The organism is Pseudomonas sp. NPDC090201 (genome assembly GCF_044746825.1).
Classification (GTDB): domain Bacteria; phylum Pseudomonadota; class Gammaproteobacteria; order Pseudomonadales; family Pseudomonadaceae; genus Aquipseudomonas; species Aquipseudomonas putida_AD.
This window is the reverse complement of sequence record NZ_JBIVCX010000001.1, coordinates 14,267-31,038: the sequence shown is the minus strand read 5'-3', so window position 1 is coordinate 31,038 and position 16,772 is coordinate 14,267. Positions and strand designations below refer to the sequence as shown.

The following is a 16,772-nucleotide window of genomic DNA, read 5'->3' as shown; positions in this document are numbered from 1 at the left end:
GCCGCGACGTCTGTGTAGGAGCGCGCTTGCCCGTGAATGCGGTGGATCAGATAAGTAGACGCCCAATGACACACCGCCATCGCGGGCAAGCGCGCTCCTACAGGGGAAATGCGGTGGGTCAGATGGACGCAACTGCCCCGCGCCACTGCTTGGGGCTCACCCCAAACCAGCGCTTGAACGCGCGGGAGAACGCGCTGGTTTCCGAATAGCCGAGCAGGGAGGCCAGTTGGGTGACGCTCATGTGGCCTTGCTTGAGGTGGGCGATGGCCGAGTCCTGGCGTATCTGGTCCACCAGTTGGGTGAAGCTCAGGCCCAGGTCGCGCAGCTTGCGTTGCAGGGCCCATTCGGACAGGCCCAGGTGATGGGCGATCTCGTCGAGCACCGGTTCGCCCAGGTGCAGGGTGGCGAGAATCGATTGTCGGGCGCGCTCCAGCAGAAGCGGCTCGCCCCCGGTATCGCCCAACTGGCGAATGGCGTCCTTTATCAGCATCAACAGGATCGGATCGCTGCCGGGCATCGCTTTGCCGATGATCTCGGACTTGGGCACCAGCAGCGAATTGCAGCCCTGACCGAACAGCACGTCAGCGTGAAAGGCGTCGCGGTGTTCCTGCCAGTCCTGCGGGCGGCCGTGCTCGAACGCCACCTGACGCGGCGCCCAGTCCGGGCCCAGCACATGACGCACCAGATTCAGCGCCATGCCCATGGTCAGTTCGGCATCCTGGCGCCGTTCGTTGATCGCGCCGTGGCGCACCTGATAGTCGAAGCGGTAACACTCGCCCTGATCCACCAGTTCGATCAGCGTGCTGTGCTGGTGGAAGGGGAAGGCCTGGGAAAAGTTGACCAGCGCATCTTCCAGCGTTGCCGAGCACAGGCCGATGTAGCCCAGCAGGCCCAGCGCCTGGGGCTGGAACTGCTGGCCGTAGCGCAGGCCGAAATTGTCGCAGCCGGTCTGGCGCGCCGCTTCTTCCAGCACCTTGCAGTAATTGGGCAGCGGCAGGCTCAGGGTCGGGTGCAGCAGTTGTTCGGGATCGATGCCGGAGCGGCCAAATACCCGATCCAGATCACCGCCATGTTGCACGATGAACCCGTCCAGTCCGTTGGCGGCAGCCGACAGCACGCCGCGATTGCTGGCGGCTGCGGAGTTCGGTGCACCCTGGGGAATGAGGTTCTGAAACATGGGAGTGAATGGCCTTCACGGTCTGTATGAATTTCATTCAAGCAAATGTCATACCTTGTTACTAAGTCGACGACCACTGTAGGAGCGCGCTTGCCCGCGACCGCGGTGTTCCTGCGGGTCATTTGTCCAGTGACACACCGCCGTCGCGGGCAAGCGCGCTCCTACAAACGGGCTGCGTGACGTCTGCGACTGCTACCCATCCACCCACCTCCCTGGGTAGTCAGGTGCCAAATCGCCCGGCATTTCTGACCCGCTATAAAGCACGGCGCCTGATTCGTGCGCTGCCATGGCGCACCCCGGCCAATCAGCCGAAAAACTTGACCGCACAGGACAACCCGCGCGCTTTGCGGTCAAGCCTTGGCCGGCAATCCGTGGCTATTCTCGCTGTCAGCAACATTCCGTCATCTGGCTTGCGGGGTAAACACACATGACTGTTACACAACTCAAACCGACCTTGGGAACCCTGCACCTGTGGGGGCTGGCCGTGGGCCTGGTGATTTCCGGCGAGTATTTTGGCTGGAGCTATGGCTGGGGCGCGGCGGGGACGCTGGGCTTTCTGGTCACCACGCTGATGGTGGCGGTGATGTACACCTGTTTCATCTTCAGTTACACCGAGCTGACCACTGCCATCCCACACGCCGGCGGTCCATTTGCCTACAGCCTGCGTGCATTCGGTCCTGCGGGCGGGATGATCGCGGGCCTCGCGACCCTGATCGAATTCGTCTTCGCGCCACCGGCGATTGCCATGGCCATTGGTGCCTACCTCAACGTGCAGTACCCGTCCCTTGATCCCAGGGTCGCGGCCATCGGCGCCTATTTCGTGTTCATGACCCTGAACATCCTCGGCGTCAGCATCGCCGCCACCTTCGAACTGGTGGTCACCGTGCTGGCCGTCGCCGAACTGCTGGTGTTCATGGGCGTGGTTGCGCCGGGCTTCAGCTTCAGCAATTTCGTACTGGGCGGCTGGGCCGGTTCCGACACCTTCAGCCTGCCAGCGATCAGCGGCATCTTCGCCGCGATCCCGTTCGCGATCTGGTTCTTCCTCGCCATCGAAGGCGCGGCCATGGCCGCCGAAGAAGCCAAGGACCCGAAACGCACCATCCCTCGCGCCTATATCGCCGGCATCCTGACCCTGGTGGTGCTGGCCATCGGCGTGATGATCTTCGCCGGCGGCGTCGGCGACTGGCGCGCGCTTTCCAACATCAACGACCCACTGCCCCAGGCGATGAAAACAGTGGTCGGCAATAACTCCAACTGGATGCACATGCTGGTGTGGATCGGCCTGTTCGGCCTGGTGGCCAGCTTCCACGGCATCATCCTGGGTTACTCGCGCCAGTTCTTCGCCCTGGCTCGGGCCGGGTTCCTGCCGTCGAGCCTGGCTAAACTGTCGCGCTTCCAGACCCCGCATCGCGCCATCCTCGCCGGGGGTGTGATCGGCATCGCCGCGATCCTCAGCGACGGTTTGGTCAACCTGCAAGGCATGACCCTGACCGCGGCGATGATTACCATGTCGGTGTTCGGGGCTATCGTGATGTACATCATCAGCATGCTCAGCCTGTTCAAGCTGCGTCGCAGCGAGCCGAACCTGGAACGCACCTTCCTTGCGCCGGGTTATCCGATCGTGCCGGGCATCGCGCTGGTGCTGGCGGTGGTCTGCCTGATCGCCATGGTCTGGTTCAACGCGGTAATCTGCGGCATCTTCATCTGTCTGATGGCGGTGGGTGCGCTGTTCTGCAAAGTGGTACGCGGTCGCGAGTCGGTTGCAGCGGTCGCCGGTTAAACGCGAGTTGACGAAGGACGGGTGTGTATGAGTTTTTCCCATAGCATCGGTGGCATGGTCTGGCGCTTCGACAGCCTGCGCGAACTCATGGCCAAGGCCAGCCCCGCACGCTCCGGCGACTTCCTCGCCGAGGTCGCTGCCGCAAGCGATGCCGAGCGCGCGGCGGCACAGATGACCCTGGCCGAAGTGCCGCTCAAGCGCTTCCTCAACGAGGCGCTGGTGCCTTACGAGCAGGACGAAGTCACCCGGCTGATCGTCGACAGCCATGACGCCGCCGCCTTTGCTGCGGTCAGCCACCTGACCGTCGGCGGCTTTCGTGACTGGCTGCTGGGCGATGACGCCACCGAAGACAGCCTGCGCGCCTTGGCGCCGGGGCTGACCCCGGAGATGGCGGCGGCGGTGTCCAAGATCATGCGCGTGCAGGACCTGGTGCTGGTGGCACAGAAGATTCGCGTGGTCACCCGCTTTCGCAACACGGTCGGCCTGCGCGGGCGCATGTCGACCCGCCTGCAGCCCAACCATCCCACCGATGACCCGGCCGGTATCGCCGCCAGCGTGCTCGACGGCCTGCTGTATGGCAACGGCGATGCCATGATCGGCATCAACCCGGCCACCGACAGCATCAGCGCCATCAGCGAACTGCTGAAGATGCTCGACGGTGTTATCAGTCATTACCAGATTCCGACCCAGTCCTGCGTGCTGACCCACGTCACCTCTTCGGTGGCGGCGATCGAGAAGGGGGTGCCGCTGGACCTGGTGTTCCAGTCCATCGCCGGGACCGAGGCGGCCAACAGCAGTTTTGGCATCAGCCTGGAAATCCTCCGTGAAGGTTACGAAGCGGGCCTGAGCCTCAATCGCGGCACGCTGGGCAACAACCTGATGTACTTCGAAACCGGGCAGGGCAGTGCGCTGTCGGCCAACGCTCACCATGGCGTCGATCAACAAACCTGCGAAGCCCGTGCCTATGCGGTGGCGCGGCATTTCAATCCGTTCCTGGTCAACACCGTGGTCGGTTTCATCGGCCCGGAGTATCTGTACAACGGCAAGCAGATCATCCGCGCAGGCCTTGAAGATCACTTCTGCGGCAAGCTGTTGGGCGTGCCCATGGGCTGCGACATCTGCTACACCAACCACGCCGAAGCCGACCAGGACGACATGGACGTGCTGTTGACCCTGCTGGGTACGGCGGGAATCAACTTCATCATGGGCATTCCGGGCTCGGACGATGTGATGCTCAATTACCAGACCACCTCGTTCCACGATGCGCTGTATGCGCGCAAGACCATCGGCCTGCGCCCGGCGCCGGAGTTCGAGGAGTGGCTCACGCGCATGGATATCCTGCGTCAGGACGACGGCGGCGTGCGCCTGGGGCAGGGCGTGCCGCCGCTGTTCCGCAAGGCGCTGGCGCAGTTGAAGTAGCCGTTGAAAGAAGGATTGGCCATGAACGATGACAACAACACGCCCGCCCAGCCTGACGCCTGGCGTCAGCTGCGCTCCCTGACCTCGGCGCGGATCGCCCTGGGCCACGCCGGCACCAGCTTGCCGACGGCGGCGCAACTGGACTTCCAGTTTGCCCACGCCCAGGCCCGGGACGCCGTGCACTTGCCGTTCGATCATGCTGCACTGAGTGAACAGCTCAAGGGCCGTGGGCGCGAGGTGCTGACCGTCCACAGCTCGGCGCCGGACCGCAACGTCTATCTGCAACGGCCCGATCTGGGGCGGCGTTTATCCGAGGAATCCGCTGCCCGTTTGCGTGAGTACGCACAGGGCCATGGCGAAGGGTTTGACCTGGCGGTGGTGGTGGCCGACGGGCTGTCGTCCCTTGCGGTGCAGCGTCACAGCCCGGCCATGCTGGAGCGGATCGACGAATTGGCGGCCGCCGAGGGCTGGAGCCTGGCGCCGGTGACGCTGGTTGAGCAGGGCCGGGTGGCGGTTGCCGATGAAGTGGGGCAACTGCTCAAGGCGCGGATGGTGGTGATCCTGATCGGCGAGCGGCCGGGGCTCAGCTCGCCGGACAGCCTGGGCCTGTATTTCACCTATGGGCCCAGAGTGGGCCTGAACGATGCGGCTCGCAACTGCATCTCCAACGTGCGGCTCGAAGGCATGAGCTACGCGATGGCCGCGCACAAGTTGCTGTACCTGATGCGCGAGGCCTGGCGCCGGCAGTTGTCGGGGGTCAACCTCAAGGACGAAGCCCAGGTGCCGGTGCTGGAAGCGGGTGAGACCGAGCGGCCGGGGAATTTCCTGATCGGCCCGTGAGCTGCGCGACTGATCGTGCCCACGCTCCGCGTGGGCATGCCGCCCAGGACGCTCTGCGTCCGGTGACGCGGAGCGTCACACGCTTCATTCCCACGCGGAGCGTGGGAACGATCAAACAGGTCAAGTGCGGGTCAGCGCTGCAACACCAATATCCGCGACAACAACTCATCCCGATCCACATAACACCCCTGAAAATGCCGGGCGCCGCTGGCCGGGTCGAAGGCGTCGCGGGCGTGGAGGGTGCGGCGGTTGTCGAAGCACCACAGTTGCCCGGCCTCAAGCCGCTGGCAGAACTGGAAACGCGGCTGGCGGGTCATCTCGATGAGGCGCCGATACGCCCGGTAGTACGGCTGCATCAATTCAGGCGGCATGTTGAACGGTCCGCGCAGGAAGTTGGCCATGCGCACCTCGGCCACTTCGCCGCGGGCATCCAGCGCGATCACCGGCGCCAGGCAGCGATAGTCGCTGTGGCGATCCTTGTTGCGAAACTCCACCGCCACCTCGCACAACAAGCGATACGCCTGCGGATCTTCCTCGTGCAAGGCCTGGGCAATGGCGAAACCATCGACGAAACGGCTGTCGCCACCGCTGGCGTCATTGACCAGGCAATGCAGGAACTGCAACCCCGGCTGCAACTCGCGGGTCGGCAAGTCGCTGTGCAGCGGCAGGTTGAAAGCGGTGTAGGCGTTGCTGTCGGCATCGGCCTTGGATTGCACGTTGAACAGCACGCCGAAGTTGCTCTCGCGGATGAACGAAATGCGCCTGGCCACCTGGCTCAACGAACCCGGCTCAGTGGGCACGCCGCGCAGTTGGGTCAGCCCGGTGTCGCGCACGGCCAGCAACCACTGGAGCAGGGCCCCGTCGTCTTCCATGACCGCCTGGTAATCGAACACCGGCAATTGAAAGCCTGCGACCCAGCGCTGTTTCTGCGGGCGGCTGGCCTCCCGCTCGGCGCGGGATTGTTCGTCATAGGCGTGGGCCCGCAGCCAGCCGGGGTCGAAGCGGCTGTGGTGGCCATCGTTCCAGCGCACGGACAATGCCCCGGATTCGTCGATTTCGGCGTGCTGCGCTGCGAGATTTTCCGCGACGTCAGCGATCTCGAATACCTGCTCGCGAGTCACGCTGTAGACGCACACCGGGCACGGGCAATTGTCCCGCAGCCACAGGTGGTGAAAGGGGCTGCGGCGCTGATCCGACCAGGTCACTTCGATCAGGTCCGGGTGCTGCTGCACGCTGAGCAAGGGGCTGATGAGCGGGTAGGTGCGGTAGTCGGCGATGGCGTTCATGGGTCAGGCTCCTGGGTTCACAGACAAGCGTTTGGGCAAGGGGCGGTGCGGGCTGGGCTCATGATGATTCGCACCGAATAGACGGCCCCGAACAGGATCAGCGCCAGGCCCAGGGCCTCGAAGGTGCTGGGGGCGCGGCCATGAAAAGCCAGGCCCAGGACGGTGGCGAAGAAGGACTCAAGGGCGATCAGTTGCCCCGACAGCACCATCGGCAGGCGGCGCGAAGCATGGTTCCAGGCCCAGGCGCCGATCACCGAAGACAGCAGGGCGATCAGCCCGGCGCAGGCGTAAAGCTTGAGCGCGGCGGGTGTGGCGAATCCTTGAATCGGCAGCAGCAACAGGTCCCGCGACCAGGCCAGCGGGGTCAGCAGCAGCGCGGCAAGACCCGCGCCGATCATCATCAGGCAGGTCCAGGCGCCGGTGGCCCCGGTGTGCAGACGCTCCACCGCCGTCTGGTTGACCACGCTGAACGACAACCACAACAGCACTGCGCCAAGGGAGAACCCGAGGCCGGTCCACAGGTGGGTGTGGGCGGCGGACGCATCGGTGAGGACTTGCAGGTTGATGAGCACCAGGCCAAGGCACAGCAAGCCCAGCGGCATCGCCAACTGGCTCCAGCGCAGCGCACGGTTCTGCGCGTTGCCCAGCAGCGCTTGCAGCACCGGCACGGCGCCGATGAAAGCGGCAATCATCAAGGGCCCGCCGTAGATCACGCCACCGGCGATGCAACTGCTGTAGGCCAGATAACCAAGCGCGCCGAGAGCCATACCGGTCAGCCACTGGCTCACCTGCAAACCGCGCAGTTGCCGACGGTACAGCGGCAGGACCAGGGCGCCGAGCAGCCCGGCCATGACGAAACGCACCAGCATGAAATCCGCGATGCCGTAGCCTTGCAGCACATAAGGCGCGATGAAGTTGCAGGCCCAGCACAGGGTGGCGATCACGGCGAAGGCGACGCCCTGGATGATGATCGAGCGGGGTGATGTCATGGAAGTACTCAGCGTCGTGGCGAGAATAACCCGTCGTAGCAGCACGGCTTGCCGGCGGGAGCGGTGTATCAGGCGCCGCATGTGTTGCCTGACACGCCGCCCCCGCCGGCAAGCGGAGCGCCGCCCGGCCGGGCTGCTACGGGTATTTGCGTTGGGCTTATCTTGCTTGCGCCGGTGGCTGTGCTACAAATGATGTCTTCGTTTCGATGCATTACCAAAGATTATGAATAAGCTCGGTAAATCTCTGCCGCCACTGGCCAGTCTCCTGCCCTTCGAGGCGGCTGCGCGGCTGTTGAGTTTTTCCCGTGCGGCCGAAGAACTGAACCTAACCCAGGCGGCGGTGAGTCGGCAGATTCGTGCGTTGGAGGAGGACCTTGGCCTGGCCTTGTTCCAGCGCCGCAACCGGGCGGTGTTCCTGACCGATGCCGGGCGCGAGTTAAGCGTTACGCTGAGTAATGCGTTGCGCGACGTCGCCAGCACCTCCGACCGCCTGCGTGGAACCGCTGGGCGCAACGAAGTGGTATTGCTGTGTCAGCCCTGCGAGGCGTTTCACTGGTTGATGCCACGGCTGTCGAATTTTCATCAGCAGTACCCCGAAATCGAACTGAAGATGGTCACCTGGGCCCAGCCGCTGACCGACTTTCAGGGTTACTTCGACGTGGCGATGCAAAGCAGCAACCGTGACCACGGCCTGCACCCGCTGCTGTTCAGCGCATCCGATGAAGTGTTCCCGGTGTGCAGCCCCACATATCTAAAAGGGCGCGAGGTGCCGATTGTGCTGGACCGGCTGGGCAGCCACACCTTGTTGCACCACGATGCGCAACCGGCCTATCAACTGGAGTGGGACACCTGGCTCGCCGAGTTTGACCACGAGCTTCCGCGCCAGGCGCGAGGGCTTTCCTTCGACAGCTATTCCCTGATGCTGCACGCGGCGGTGGAGGGCCATGGCCTGGCGATGGGCTGGCGACGAACCTCCCAACGGATGCTCGACAACGGCGTGCTGATCGCGCCCTTTACCCAGAGCGTTCATCTTGCGCAGGCGCTGTCGGTCTATCGCCGCCACGGACAGGCTCGCCGGGAGGAGGCGAACCTGCTGGTCGACTGGTTGCGGGTCGAGCTGGGGCTTGGGTAATCGCTGATGGCCTCAGTGGCCGGCGATGAGTAAGTCCAGGTTCTGCACCGCAGCCCCGGCCGCGCCCTTGCCCAGGTTGTCGAACACCGCCGCCAGCAGCACGTGCCCGGCGTTTTCGAAGACCATCAACCGCAGTTTGTCGGTGCCGTTCAGCACCCGCGGATCCAGGCCGGTCAAGGCGCCGGACTGCTCCATCGTCAGCACCTCGACGAACTCGCTGCCTGCGTAATGCTGCTCAAGGCATTGATGCAGCGTCGTCCCGCTCACGCCCGGTGGCAGCAGACGCAGTTGCAGCGCCACGGTCAGCACGATGCCCTGGCGAAACGAGCCATAGGCCGGGATGAACACCGGACGTTCGCTCAGGCCGCTGTACTGCTGGATCTCCGGCACGTGCTTGTGGGCCAGGCCCAGGCCGTAGATCTGAAAGGGTGTGGCCTGGGCCGCATCCGGCCCTTCGAATTCGTCGACACCTGCGCGGCCCTTGCCCGAATACCCGGACACCGCGTTGATGGTGATCGGGTAGTCCTTCGGCACCAGACCTGCGTCCAGCAGCGGGCGCAGCAGGCCGATGGCGCCGGTCGGGTAGCAACCGGGGTTGGTGATGCGCGTGGCGTTGGCGATGGCCTGTTTCTGCTGGGCCCCCATCTGCGCAAAACCGTACACCCAGTCAGGGTCGGTGCGGTGGGCGGAGCTGGCGTCGATTACCCGCACGTTGGGGTTTTCGATGCTGGCCACGGCGGCGCGGGCGGCGTCGTCGGGCAGGCACAGGATGGCGATGTCACAGGCGTTGATGGCAGCGGCGCGGCTGACCGGATTCTTGCGCTGCTCGGCGGGCAGCGTGACCAGTTTCAGGTCGGTGCGGCCTTGCAGCCGCTGGTGGATCTGCAGGCCGGTGGTGCCTTGGTCGCCGTCGATGAAAACCACTGGGAGGGTCATGGTGGGTGCTCGTTGGAAGTGATCGATAGCGATCATCTTCAGGCAGAGGTTAAGATAGGAAAAGTTGAATTTAATAACGATCAGATTCAGATTTACTGAATCTTGAGGATGCCCATGCGAGAGATCAGCCTGGACCGTTTGCGCACGCTGGTGGCGATTGCCGACCATGGCTCGTTCGCCGAGGCGGCGCGGGTGCTGAACCTGGCGCCGCCGACGGTCAGCCTGCACATCGCTGACCTTGAGGCGCGGGTGGGCGGCAGCCTGTTGTCGCGAAGCCGCGGGAGGGTGCAGCCGTCGGCCATCGGCGAGACGCTGATCGAACGCGCCCGGCGATTGTTGGCCGATGCCGAACAGGCGCTGGAGGATGTCGAACGTCAGGTTCAGGGGCTCGCGGGCAGGGTGCGGCTGGGTGCATCGACAGGTGTCATTGCGCAGCTGATTCCCCAGGCACTGGAAACGCTGGAGCAGCAGCACGCGGGGATCGACGTGCAGGTGGCCGTCCTGACCTCCCAGCAGACCCTGCAGAAACTGGCCGATGGCAGCCTGGACATCGGCGTGATCGCCTTGCCCCAGGCGCCGGTCAAGGGCTTGCAGATCCAGACCTGGCGCCGCGACCCTATCATGGCGTTCGTGCCGGCCCGCCGGGAATGCCCCGATCCGGTCACCCCGACCTGGCTCGCGGGGCAGCCGCTGATCCTCAACGACAGCACCACGCGGTTGTCCCGCCAGGTGGCGGAGTGGTTCGCCACCGAAGGGCCACAGCCGACGCCGCGCATCCAGCTCAATTACAACGACGCGATCAAAAGCCTGGTGGCGGCGGGGTATGGCGCCACGTTACTGCCCCACGAAGCGTCCACGCCGCTGCCCGACAGCCGGATCCTGATGCGAGCGCTGCAGCCGCCGTTGTGGCGGGAGCTGGGGATCGCCCATCGTGCGGGGGAAGTAGAGCGCTCGACGCGGCATGTGCTGGAGGTGTTGTGGGGGTTGGAGGCGTTGTAGGTTGGCTCTGGCTTTAGATGGCTACATGGATGCCTTTCAGGCCTGGTCGCGGGCAAGCGCGCTCCTACATTTGTTGAAACGTACCGCATTCTGGTGGACCGAGTGGTGAGCCTTGCAAAGCAATCAACTCGGTCCATCAGGCCATGGCACGTTGCAACAAATGTAGGAGCGCGCTTGCCCGCGACCAGGCCCGAAGGGCATCAATGACCGCGAAGTGCTCGCGGTCGGCTTGGAACATCTACCGCAGATCGTTGACGAACGGCATCAGCGGGCCATCGGTTGGGCGACGTCCGGTGGCGCCCACGGCGTTGAGCATGATTTCCTGATCCTTGGCCCGTGGTGTGCTGGACTGGGCATCCACCGGCCGGGTGACCACGTTGTTTTCATCGCCGACTTCACCCTGGGCGATGGTCAGTGAAGGGTGGTCGAACGGCGCCTGTTCCCAGGCCACGCGCGGGTCGGTCAAGCCTACTTCCATGAACCGCACCAGCGCATCGATCTCGCTCGGGGTCAGGTTGAGGTTGGTCATGTCCGGGTCCAGGTTGGACATGTTGTGCTGGTTCACGCTCGGATGGTCGAAGCCTGTGGTGTTGTTGGCGTCCTGGCCGCGACGGTCACCGCCACGGTTGTAGAACTCCACCACCTGCTTGAGCGTGGAACGGCTGCCGTTGTGGAAGTACGGGCCGGTCAGCGCGATGTTACGCAGGGTCGGGGTCTTGAACGCACCGTCCACCGAATCGCGGAAGTTGACGTTGGGCTTGAGCGTGGCGTCGCACGGAATGGCCGGGCTCAGCGGCGCCTCGAACTTGCACACGTCCACGTCGAACGGATCCGGCACATTCTGGCCCTGCAGGATGCTGTTGTACTGTCGGGTGAAGGACAGCGGGTTGCCCCACGGATCGCTGCCACCCACGGCCAGGTCTTCTTCGGTCGGGCGCACGCCGGTGTTGTAGAAACCGTTGTCGTACAGGGTGATGAGGTTGTCGGCCATCACCATCCGTTCGATGCGTTCCCGCGGCTCCAGGCGCAGGCGGGTGGCTGCGTTGGTCAGCTCGGGGCCGGCATGGCAGGCCACGCATTTGCCCTTGCCGGTGAACAGGTTCATGCCTTCGATCTGCTGCGCGTCCATGGCCTGGGTGTTGCCGGCCAGATAGGCATCGAGCGGCGTCTGGTCAGACACCAGCGTGGCTTCGTACATCTGGATCGCCAGGCCAAAGAACAGCGAGAAGTTGGCTTCGATCTGCGGATAATCCACGCCGCCCAGGGACACCGGTTGGGTGGCATTCCACAGTCGTGGATGGAACGCGGCCTTGATCATGTCGCGGTAGGTCGGACGACGCACTGCCATTGACGACAGCATCGAGTCGTTGGTGGCGATGCGCTGGTGGCTGAGGACCAGGGAGTCGAGCATGCGCCGGCCGATGTCGGCGAAGTTGCGTCCGCCGCAGGACATTTCCACGCCGTTGCCGGGAGGGCCCACGGCTTGCGAGGCTGCCGAGGCGTCGTTGAGGGCCAGGCGAACCTTGGTGGCGACGGGGTTGCGTTCGGTGGTCACGTAGATGCCGGCGTCCGGGTCGCGGTTGCCGAACGGCGAGAAGCCGTTGAACACGTTGTTCGCCCGGCCGTCCCAGAAGTTGCGCACGTTGAAGGCGGCGTTGATCACGCTCGGGGCATTGCGCCCCGTGGTGCGGCGCACGCTGACCTTGTTCACGGTGTACAGCGGGTCCATCTGTTGGGTGCAGCGGTCGAAACGCGGCTGACGCGGCCTTACGTAGCTGGCCTCGAACACGCCTGCCGAGCCCATCACATCGTCGGTGGAGTAGAGGATTGCCGAGTTGCGATCCAGCGGATCGGCCAGCACGTGGGTCGGGAAGTCGGTTTTCTTCATGGTGTAGTTCGGCCCGCCCTTGCCACCGGAAAGTGTGGTGTAGGAGGGCACGTCACCTGGAATGTTCGGCGCAATGAACGGCTTGTTGAACAGCGAGGCGACGTTGGGATTGGTATGGGCCGCGCCTGGGTTGAGCTGGTTGGTGATGCGGTGATCGACCCCTGCGTGGTAGTGGCAGGAGGCGCAGGCGGTGTAGCCGTCGCTGCCGAAATCCTGGTCCCAGAACATCGCCTTGCCCAGGCGAATGGCGGCATCGCGGTTGAGCACGAAGTCGCCCATCAGGTCGACCTTGCGCCCGCCCTCGGTGCCGGACGGGTCGGGCGGGGTGAGCCCGCGCATCGATTGCAGGGTAGGGATGTCCGCCGCCGGGCCCGGATCGACCACCGCCACCGGCGCCGCCGCGAAGACAGCAGGTGTAATCAGCAATCCGGCAATGAGGCCGCCGTTCAGACGCAAAGATCGAAAGCTAATCGGGTAATTCATGATCTGGGCACTCTCGATGAGTGATGGATGACAACTGTCGTTGTTGTTCTTGTAAAAACCGGGCGCAAAGAAACGGCGGTCAGCGTGAATGTCACGTCGACGATTAGTAGTTCGGCACGGTGCAAGTACTGTCTTTGAGGACAGAGGGCTGCTGAGGGTGACTGTAGCGCTGCCATAAAAAAATGGAAGATACATTTAGAAATATTTTTGAATAAAGTGATGGCCGGTAAGTGTTCGCTTCATGGCGTGTTAAATGCGGATCCAAGACCGGTACTGGTTAAAGCGTGTCCCCGAATGTTGGGGATTGCTTTGCCCGGATTTGGGGGTGCCCGGTGTTTGCGTATTGTTGCTAACCCTATGATTGAAACCATTTTATTATTGGAATTGGGATGGGGGATGGAGTTGGCAAACAAATTGCTCGCTATCCTGTCAGGTGGGCGTATTTCGTCCATGGATAGAGACGGATATATAAGCGGTCTGGCAGTTTAGTTGTCAGGTTTAATGGATGTGCGCCGCAGTTGTGAAGTAGCGCTTGTGTGAAGTCACACGGCGTTAGCTATGGCGTGTTTATATATTGAAGTGGGTCGTTACATTGCCACTCACGGTCGCATCGGACATTGGACGACTACCTGGTTAATCCCCTGCGTTGCAAAGAGCACGGTCAACGTCACAAATCACTGCTTTAATGATTGTTCGTTGCTGCGCCTGCGAACCTGATCGTTTGCTGACGCCGCCTGTCGACAATCGATGAGGAAGTGCACCGATGACCCGTCTCACCGCCAAGGATTTCTCCCCTGAGCTGCTCGAACTCTACGATTACTACGTCCACGGCAAGATCAACCGCCGGGAATTCCTCGACCGTGCCGCGCTGTTCACCCTGGGCGGCCTGACTGCCACGGCGATCCTCGCTTCGCTGAGCCCCAACTACGCCCTGGCCGAGCAGGTCGAGTTCACCGACCCGGACATCCTCGCCGAGTACATTTCCTACCCCTCGCCAAAAGGCCACGGCCAGGTGCGCGGCTATCTGGTGCGTCCGGCCAAGGCGAGCGGCAAGGTGCCGGCGGTGCTGGTGGTGCATGAGAACCGCGGCTTGAATCCCTATATCGAAGACGTCGCCCGGCGCCTGGCCAAGGCCGGCTTCGTGGCGCTGGCGCCGGACGGATTGTCTTCGGTGGGCGGCTACCCCGGCAACGATGAAAAGGGTCGCGAGTTGCAACAGAAGGTCGATCCAGAAAAACTGATGAACGATTTCTTCGCCGGCATCGAATGGCTGATGGCGCACAACGCCTCCACCGGCAAGGTCGGCATCACCGGCTTCTGCTATGGCGGCGGGGTGTCCAACGCGGCGGCCGTGGCCTACCCGGAGCTGGCCGCAGCGGTGCCGTTCTACGGACGCCAGCCGAAGGCCGAAGACGTCGCCCGGATCAAGGCGCCGCTGCTGCTGCATTACGCCGAACTCGACAAACCCATCACCGACGGCTGGCCGGCTTACGAGCAGGCGCTCAAGGCAGCGGGCAAGACCTATCAGGCCTACGTCTACCCCGGCGTGAATCACGGCTTTCACAACGATTCCACCCCGCGCTATGACGACGCAGCCGCTCGCCTGGCCTGGGACAGGACGCTGGAGTGGTTCAACAAGTATCTGGCTTGAGGTCTGCACCGGGCTTGCGCCATCACCCGATATCAAAGAAGCTCCCGGGTTTGCAGTGAACAGAAGACCGGATTTCAGGGAAGCGTTCGATGGTATTCAGGGTGATGGTGGTGGGCGGCTACGGCAATTTCGGCAGCATCATTTGCCGACATCTGGCCGTCATGCCCGGTGTGCACCTAGTGGTGGCCGGCCGTGATGACAGTAAGCTGCGCAGCAAGGTCCAGGCGTTGCAGGCACTGTCTGGCAGCGACTGCGAGGGGTGGTGCGGGGATGCCATGGGGCCGCAGCTGCCCTCGGCGTTGCGGACGCTGGCCATCGATCTGGTGATTCACACCGGGGGGCCGTTCCAGGGGCAGCCGTATTCGGTGGCGCTCAATTGCATTGAAGCCGGGGTGCATTACTGCGACCTGTCGGACTGCCGTGAATTCGTCTCCGGTATCAGCGTGCTCGATGGCCGCGCTCGCGAGGCAGGTATTGCGGTTCTCAGCGGTTGCAGTTCCGTGCCTTCGTTGTCAGCTGCCATCATCGACGAAAACCGTCAGCGTTTTCAGCGCATCGACACCATCGAGCACGGCATTTCTTCCTCGGCGAAAATGCCGGGGCTCTCCACCGTGCAGGGCGTGCTGGCCTGTGCAGGCAAGCCGATCCGCCAGTTCAGGAACGGCCAGCCGCACTACGTGCCCGGCTGGCAGGACCTGACCCTGCGCAGGATGCCCCGCCTGGGCACCCGCCTGTTGGCCAACGTCGATGCACCGGACATGGACATTTTCGTCGGGCGCTACGGCGCGCAGAACCTGTCGTTCAAGGCAGGCTCGGGGCTCAAGCTCGGCGGCCTGGCCAACTACCTCTTCGCCAGGGCCGCTGGTGCCGGGCTGATCAAGGATCGCTCGCGCTGGGCGGCACGCCTGCATCGGCTGGGCACGTATTTCGAGCGTTTCAGTGACCGCAAGAGCGCGATGTACATCGACGTCACGGGCATCGGCACCGATGGTCAGCCGCTGCGCATGACCGCGCAACTGACGGCAACCCGTGACAAGGGCCCGGAGATTCCCAGCTGCGCCGCCGTGGCACTGGCCAGCAAAATGTCCAAAGGTTATGTGCCGCAACCCGGCGCGCGTGCCTGTGTGGGAGAAATCACCGTCGAGCAATACATGACGGCGATCAACGAACCCGAAAACCTGGACCTGAGTGTGAGGTTTTTCCCTGACCGTTGAGCGGCATCGGATCGATGCGGGCGGTCATCCATGAACTGGAGTGTGTGAGTTTCGATGACGAGTGTGACGGGTACGAAGCGTGGTGCTGTTCAAGGGGTGGTCAAAGGGGTGGCTGCGGTGTCGCTGCTGCTGTTGGCCACCGGCGGTTTTTTTGCCTGGCAGCATTTCGCGCCGGTCAGCGCCGCCACCGGCTGGGACTATCGGGTGGCCCATGACGATGTGCCGAAGGCCGCAGGCCTGGCCATCGATGAGCAGGGCAACCTTCTGGTGACCGAGGAGTTGCGCAAGAAGCAGGGCGCGATGCGCCGTATCGCTCCGGATGGCCAGCGCTCGCTGGTGCTCGATGGCCTGACCAAGCCTGACGGCCTGACGGCGTTCATGGGCGGTATTGCCTTCAGCCAAGAGACCGGCGATGCCCCGGTGTCGCTGCTCAAGGATGGCAAGGTCACCACGCTGTTCATGGCCAATGACGGCCAGGGCCTCAAGGCCGACGGGCCGCTGCTGTACGCCATCGAGGACCGCAAGGGCGATGGCCGGCTGATGCGTTACGACGCCAGGACCCTGGCCCTTGAGGTGCTCAGGGACAACCTGAGCGAGTCCGAGTCCATCGAGATCTGCCCGGGCAACAAGATGCTCTACACGGTCAAGGAGCAGGGCGTGGTGCGCCAGTTGAGCGAGGACAAGACTGACCCCGTGTATCTGGATGGCCTGAAGGAGCCGACCTTCCTGCTATGCGACGAGCGCGGGCTGTGGATCGTCGAGGACCAGACCCACCAGGCGCGCCTGTGGCTGCTGGACAACAGCGGCAAGTTGCAGGCCGTGCTTTCAAACCTGCGTGCGCCACAGGCGTTGTTGCCGACAGGCCCCGGTCACTATCTGCTGGCCGAAGGCGGGCGTAACCGGGTATTGGCGCTATCGTTCACGGGAAACTAACTGCATCCCGATGCCGTATCACTTCTGGTGGTGCGGCAAGTTAGC

The 16,772-nt window shown here is 63.5% G+C and carries 13 protein-coding genes; 8 read left to right on the top strand and 5 right to left on the bottom strand.

The features are described from left to right. Window positions 1–118 precede the first annotated feature (118 nt). Window positions 119–1,177, bottom strand: coding sequence for an AraC family transcriptional regulator (locus ACIPOO_RS00115; RefSeq protein WP_400603520.1), 1,059 nt, complete (start codon window positions 1,175–1,177; stop codon window positions 119–121). Between the two features lie 427 nt (window positions 1,178–1,604). Between ACIPOO_RS00115 and eat the strand changes: the two genes are divergently transcribed. From eat to eutC, 3 genes are read left to right on the top strand one after another with little or no spacing between them, the layout of a single operon-like run. Then, the gene (gene eat, locus ACIPOO_RS00110; RefSeq protein ID WP_274130268.1) at window positions 1,605–2,957 is read left to right on the top strand and encodes an ethanolamine permease; all 1,353 of its coding nucleotides are present in this window, start codon (window positions 1,605–1,607) and stop codon (window positions 2,955–2,957) included. A gap of 27 nt (window positions 2,958–2,984) precedes the next feature. Then, window positions 2,985–4,376 (top strand): ethanolamine ammonia-lyase subunit EutB, encoded by a 1,392-nt coding sequence (locus ACIPOO_RS00105; protein ID WP_400603517.1) that lies wholly within the window; start codon window positions 2,985–2,987, stop codon window positions 4,374–4,376. A gap of 21 nt (window positions 4,377–4,397) precedes the next feature. Beyond that, complete coding sequence (gene eutC / locus ACIPOO_RS00100; RefSeq protein WP_400603515.1) at window positions 4,398–5,216, top strand: ethanolamine ammonia-lyase subunit EutC; 819 nt, start codon at window positions 4,398–4,400, stop codon at window positions 5,214–5,216. Between the two features lie 131 nt (window positions 5,217–5,347). Here eutC and ACIPOO_RS00095 read toward each other — a convergent pair whose 3' ends face one another. Next, window positions 5,348–6,502: a gamma-butyrobetaine dioxygenase gene (locus ACIPOO_RS00095; RefSeq protein ID WP_400603513.1), complete on the bottom strand. Its 1,155-nt coding sequence runs from the start codon at window positions 6,500–6,502 to the stop codon at window positions 5,348–5,350. Between the two features lie 17 nt (window positions 6,503–6,519). After that, the gene (locus tag ACIPOO_RS00090; protein ID WP_400603511.1) at window positions 6,520–7,491 is read right to left on the bottom strand and encodes a DMT family transporter; all 972 of its coding nucleotides are present in this window, start codon (window positions 7,489–7,491) and stop codon (window positions 6,520–6,522) included. 223 nt (window positions 7,492–7,714) lie between these two features. Between ACIPOO_RS00090 and ACIPOO_RS00085 the strand changes: the two genes are divergently transcribed. Beyond that, the gene (locus ACIPOO_RS00085; RefSeq protein WP_400603509.1) at window positions 7,715–8,623 is read left to right on the top strand and encodes a LysR substrate-binding domain-containing protein; all 909 of its coding nucleotides are present in this window, start codon (window positions 7,715–7,717) and stop codon (window positions 8,621–8,623) included. A gap of 12 nt (window positions 8,624–8,635) precedes the next feature. On the opposite strand, the gene argC is transcribed toward ACIPOO_RS00085, so the two are convergent. Next, window positions 8,636–9,559: an N-acetyl-gamma-glutamyl-phosphate reductase gene (gene argC, locus ACIPOO_RS00080; RefSeq protein ID WP_400603507.1), complete on the bottom strand. Its 924-nt coding sequence runs from the start codon at window positions 9,557–9,559 to the stop codon at window positions 8,636–8,638. A gap of 114 nt (window positions 9,560–9,673) precedes the next feature. Between argC and ACIPOO_RS00075 the strand changes: the two genes are divergently transcribed. Further along, window positions 9,674–10,558 carry a LysR family transcriptional regulator gene (locus ACIPOO_RS00075; protein WP_400603505.1) on the top strand — a complete coding sequence of 295 codons (885 nt, stop codon included), beginning with the start codon at window positions 9,674–9,676 and terminating at the stop codon, window positions 10,556–10,558. Between the two features lie 238 nt (window positions 10,559–10,796). Here the strand turns inward: ACIPOO_RS00075 and ACIPOO_RS00070 are convergent, their stop codons facing one another. Continuing rightward, window positions 10,797–12,929, bottom strand: a complete 2,133-nt coding sequence (locus tag ACIPOO_RS00070; protein ID WP_274130259.1) for a cytochrome-c peroxidase — start codon at window positions 12,927–12,929, stop codon at window positions 10,797–10,799. Between the two features lie 763 nt (window positions 12,930–13,692). On the opposite strand from ACIPOO_RS00070, the gene yghX reads away from it, so the two are divergent. The 3 genes from yghX to ACIPOO_RS00055 all read left to right on the top strand — a co-directional run bounded on the left by yghX (window position 13,693) and on the right by ACIPOO_RS00055 (window position 16,727). Continuing rightward, entirely contained in the window at window positions 13,693–14,580 is an 888-nt protein-coding gene (gene yghX / locus ACIPOO_RS00065; RefSeq protein ID WP_274130257.1) for a YghX family hydrolase, read from the top strand. 89 nt (window positions 14,581–14,669) lie between these two features. Beyond that, window positions 14,670–15,794 (top strand): saccharopine dehydrogenase NADP-binding domain-containing protein, encoded by a 1,125-nt coding sequence (locus ACIPOO_RS00060; protein WP_400603502.1) that lies wholly within the window; start codon window positions 14,670–14,672, stop codon window positions 15,792–15,794. 54 nt (window positions 15,795–15,848) lie between these two features. Beyond that, entirely contained in the window at window positions 15,849–16,727 is an 879-nt protein-coding gene (locus ACIPOO_RS00055) for a hypothetical protein (RefSeq protein WP_400603500.1), read from the top strand. Window positions 16,728–16,772: the final 45 nt, after the last annotated feature.

What these genes read in the sequence shown, in the direction of transcription:
- ACIPOO_RS00115 (WP_400603520.1), bottom strand. Translation starts at nt 1,177, where the DNA reads ATGTTTCAGAACCTCATTCCCCAGGGTGCACCGAACTCCGCAGCCGCC.
- eat (WP_274130268.1), top strand. Translation starts at nt 1,605, where the DNA reads ATGACTGTTACACAACTCAAACCGACCTTGGGAACCCTGCACCTGTGG.
- ACIPOO_RS00105 (WP_400603517.1), top strand. Translation starts at nt 2,985, where the DNA reads ATGAGTTTTTCCCATAGCATCGGTGGCATGGTCTGGCGCTTCGACAGC.
- eutC (WP_400603515.1), top strand. Translation starts at nt 4,398, where the DNA reads ATGAACGATGACAACAACACGCCCGCCCAGCCTGACGCCTGGCGTCAG.
- ACIPOO_RS00095 (WP_400603513.1), bottom strand. Translation starts at nt 6,502, where the DNA reads ATGAACGCCATCGCCGACTACCGCACCTACCCGCTCATCAGCCCCTTG.
- ACIPOO_RS00090 (WP_400603511.1), bottom strand. Translation starts at nt 7,491, where the DNA reads ATGACATCACCCCGCTCGATCATCATCCAGGGCGTCGCCTTCGCCGTG.
- ACIPOO_RS00085 (WP_400603509.1), top strand. Translation starts at nt 7,715, where the DNA reads ATGAATAAGCTCGGTAAATCTCTGCCGCCACTGGCCAGTCTCCTGCCC.
- argC (WP_400603507.1), bottom strand. Translation starts at nt 9,559, where the DNA reads ATGACCCTCCCAGTGGTTTTCATCGACGGCGACCAAGGCACCACCGGC.
- ACIPOO_RS00075 (WP_400603505.1), top strand. Translation starts at nt 9,674, where the DNA reads ATGCGAGAGATCAGCCTGGACCGTTTGCGCACGCTGGTGGCGATTGCC.
- ACIPOO_RS00070 (WP_274130259.1), bottom strand. Translation starts at nt 12,929, where the DNA reads ATGAATTACCCGATTAGCTTTCGATCTTTGCGTCTGAACGGCGGCCTC.
- yghX (WP_274130257.1), top strand. Translation starts at nt 13,693, where the DNA reads ATGACCCGTCTCACCGCCAAGGATTTCTCCCCTGAGCTGCTCGAACTC.
- ACIPOO_RS00060 (WP_400603502.1), top strand. Translation starts at nt 14,670, where the DNA reads ATGGTATTCAGGGTGATGGTGGTGGGCGGCTACGGCAATTTCGGCAGC.
- ACIPOO_RS00055 (WP_400603500.1), top strand. Translation starts at nt 15,849, where the DNA reads ATGACGAGTGTGACGGGTACGAAGCGTGGTGCTGTTCAAGGGGTGGTC.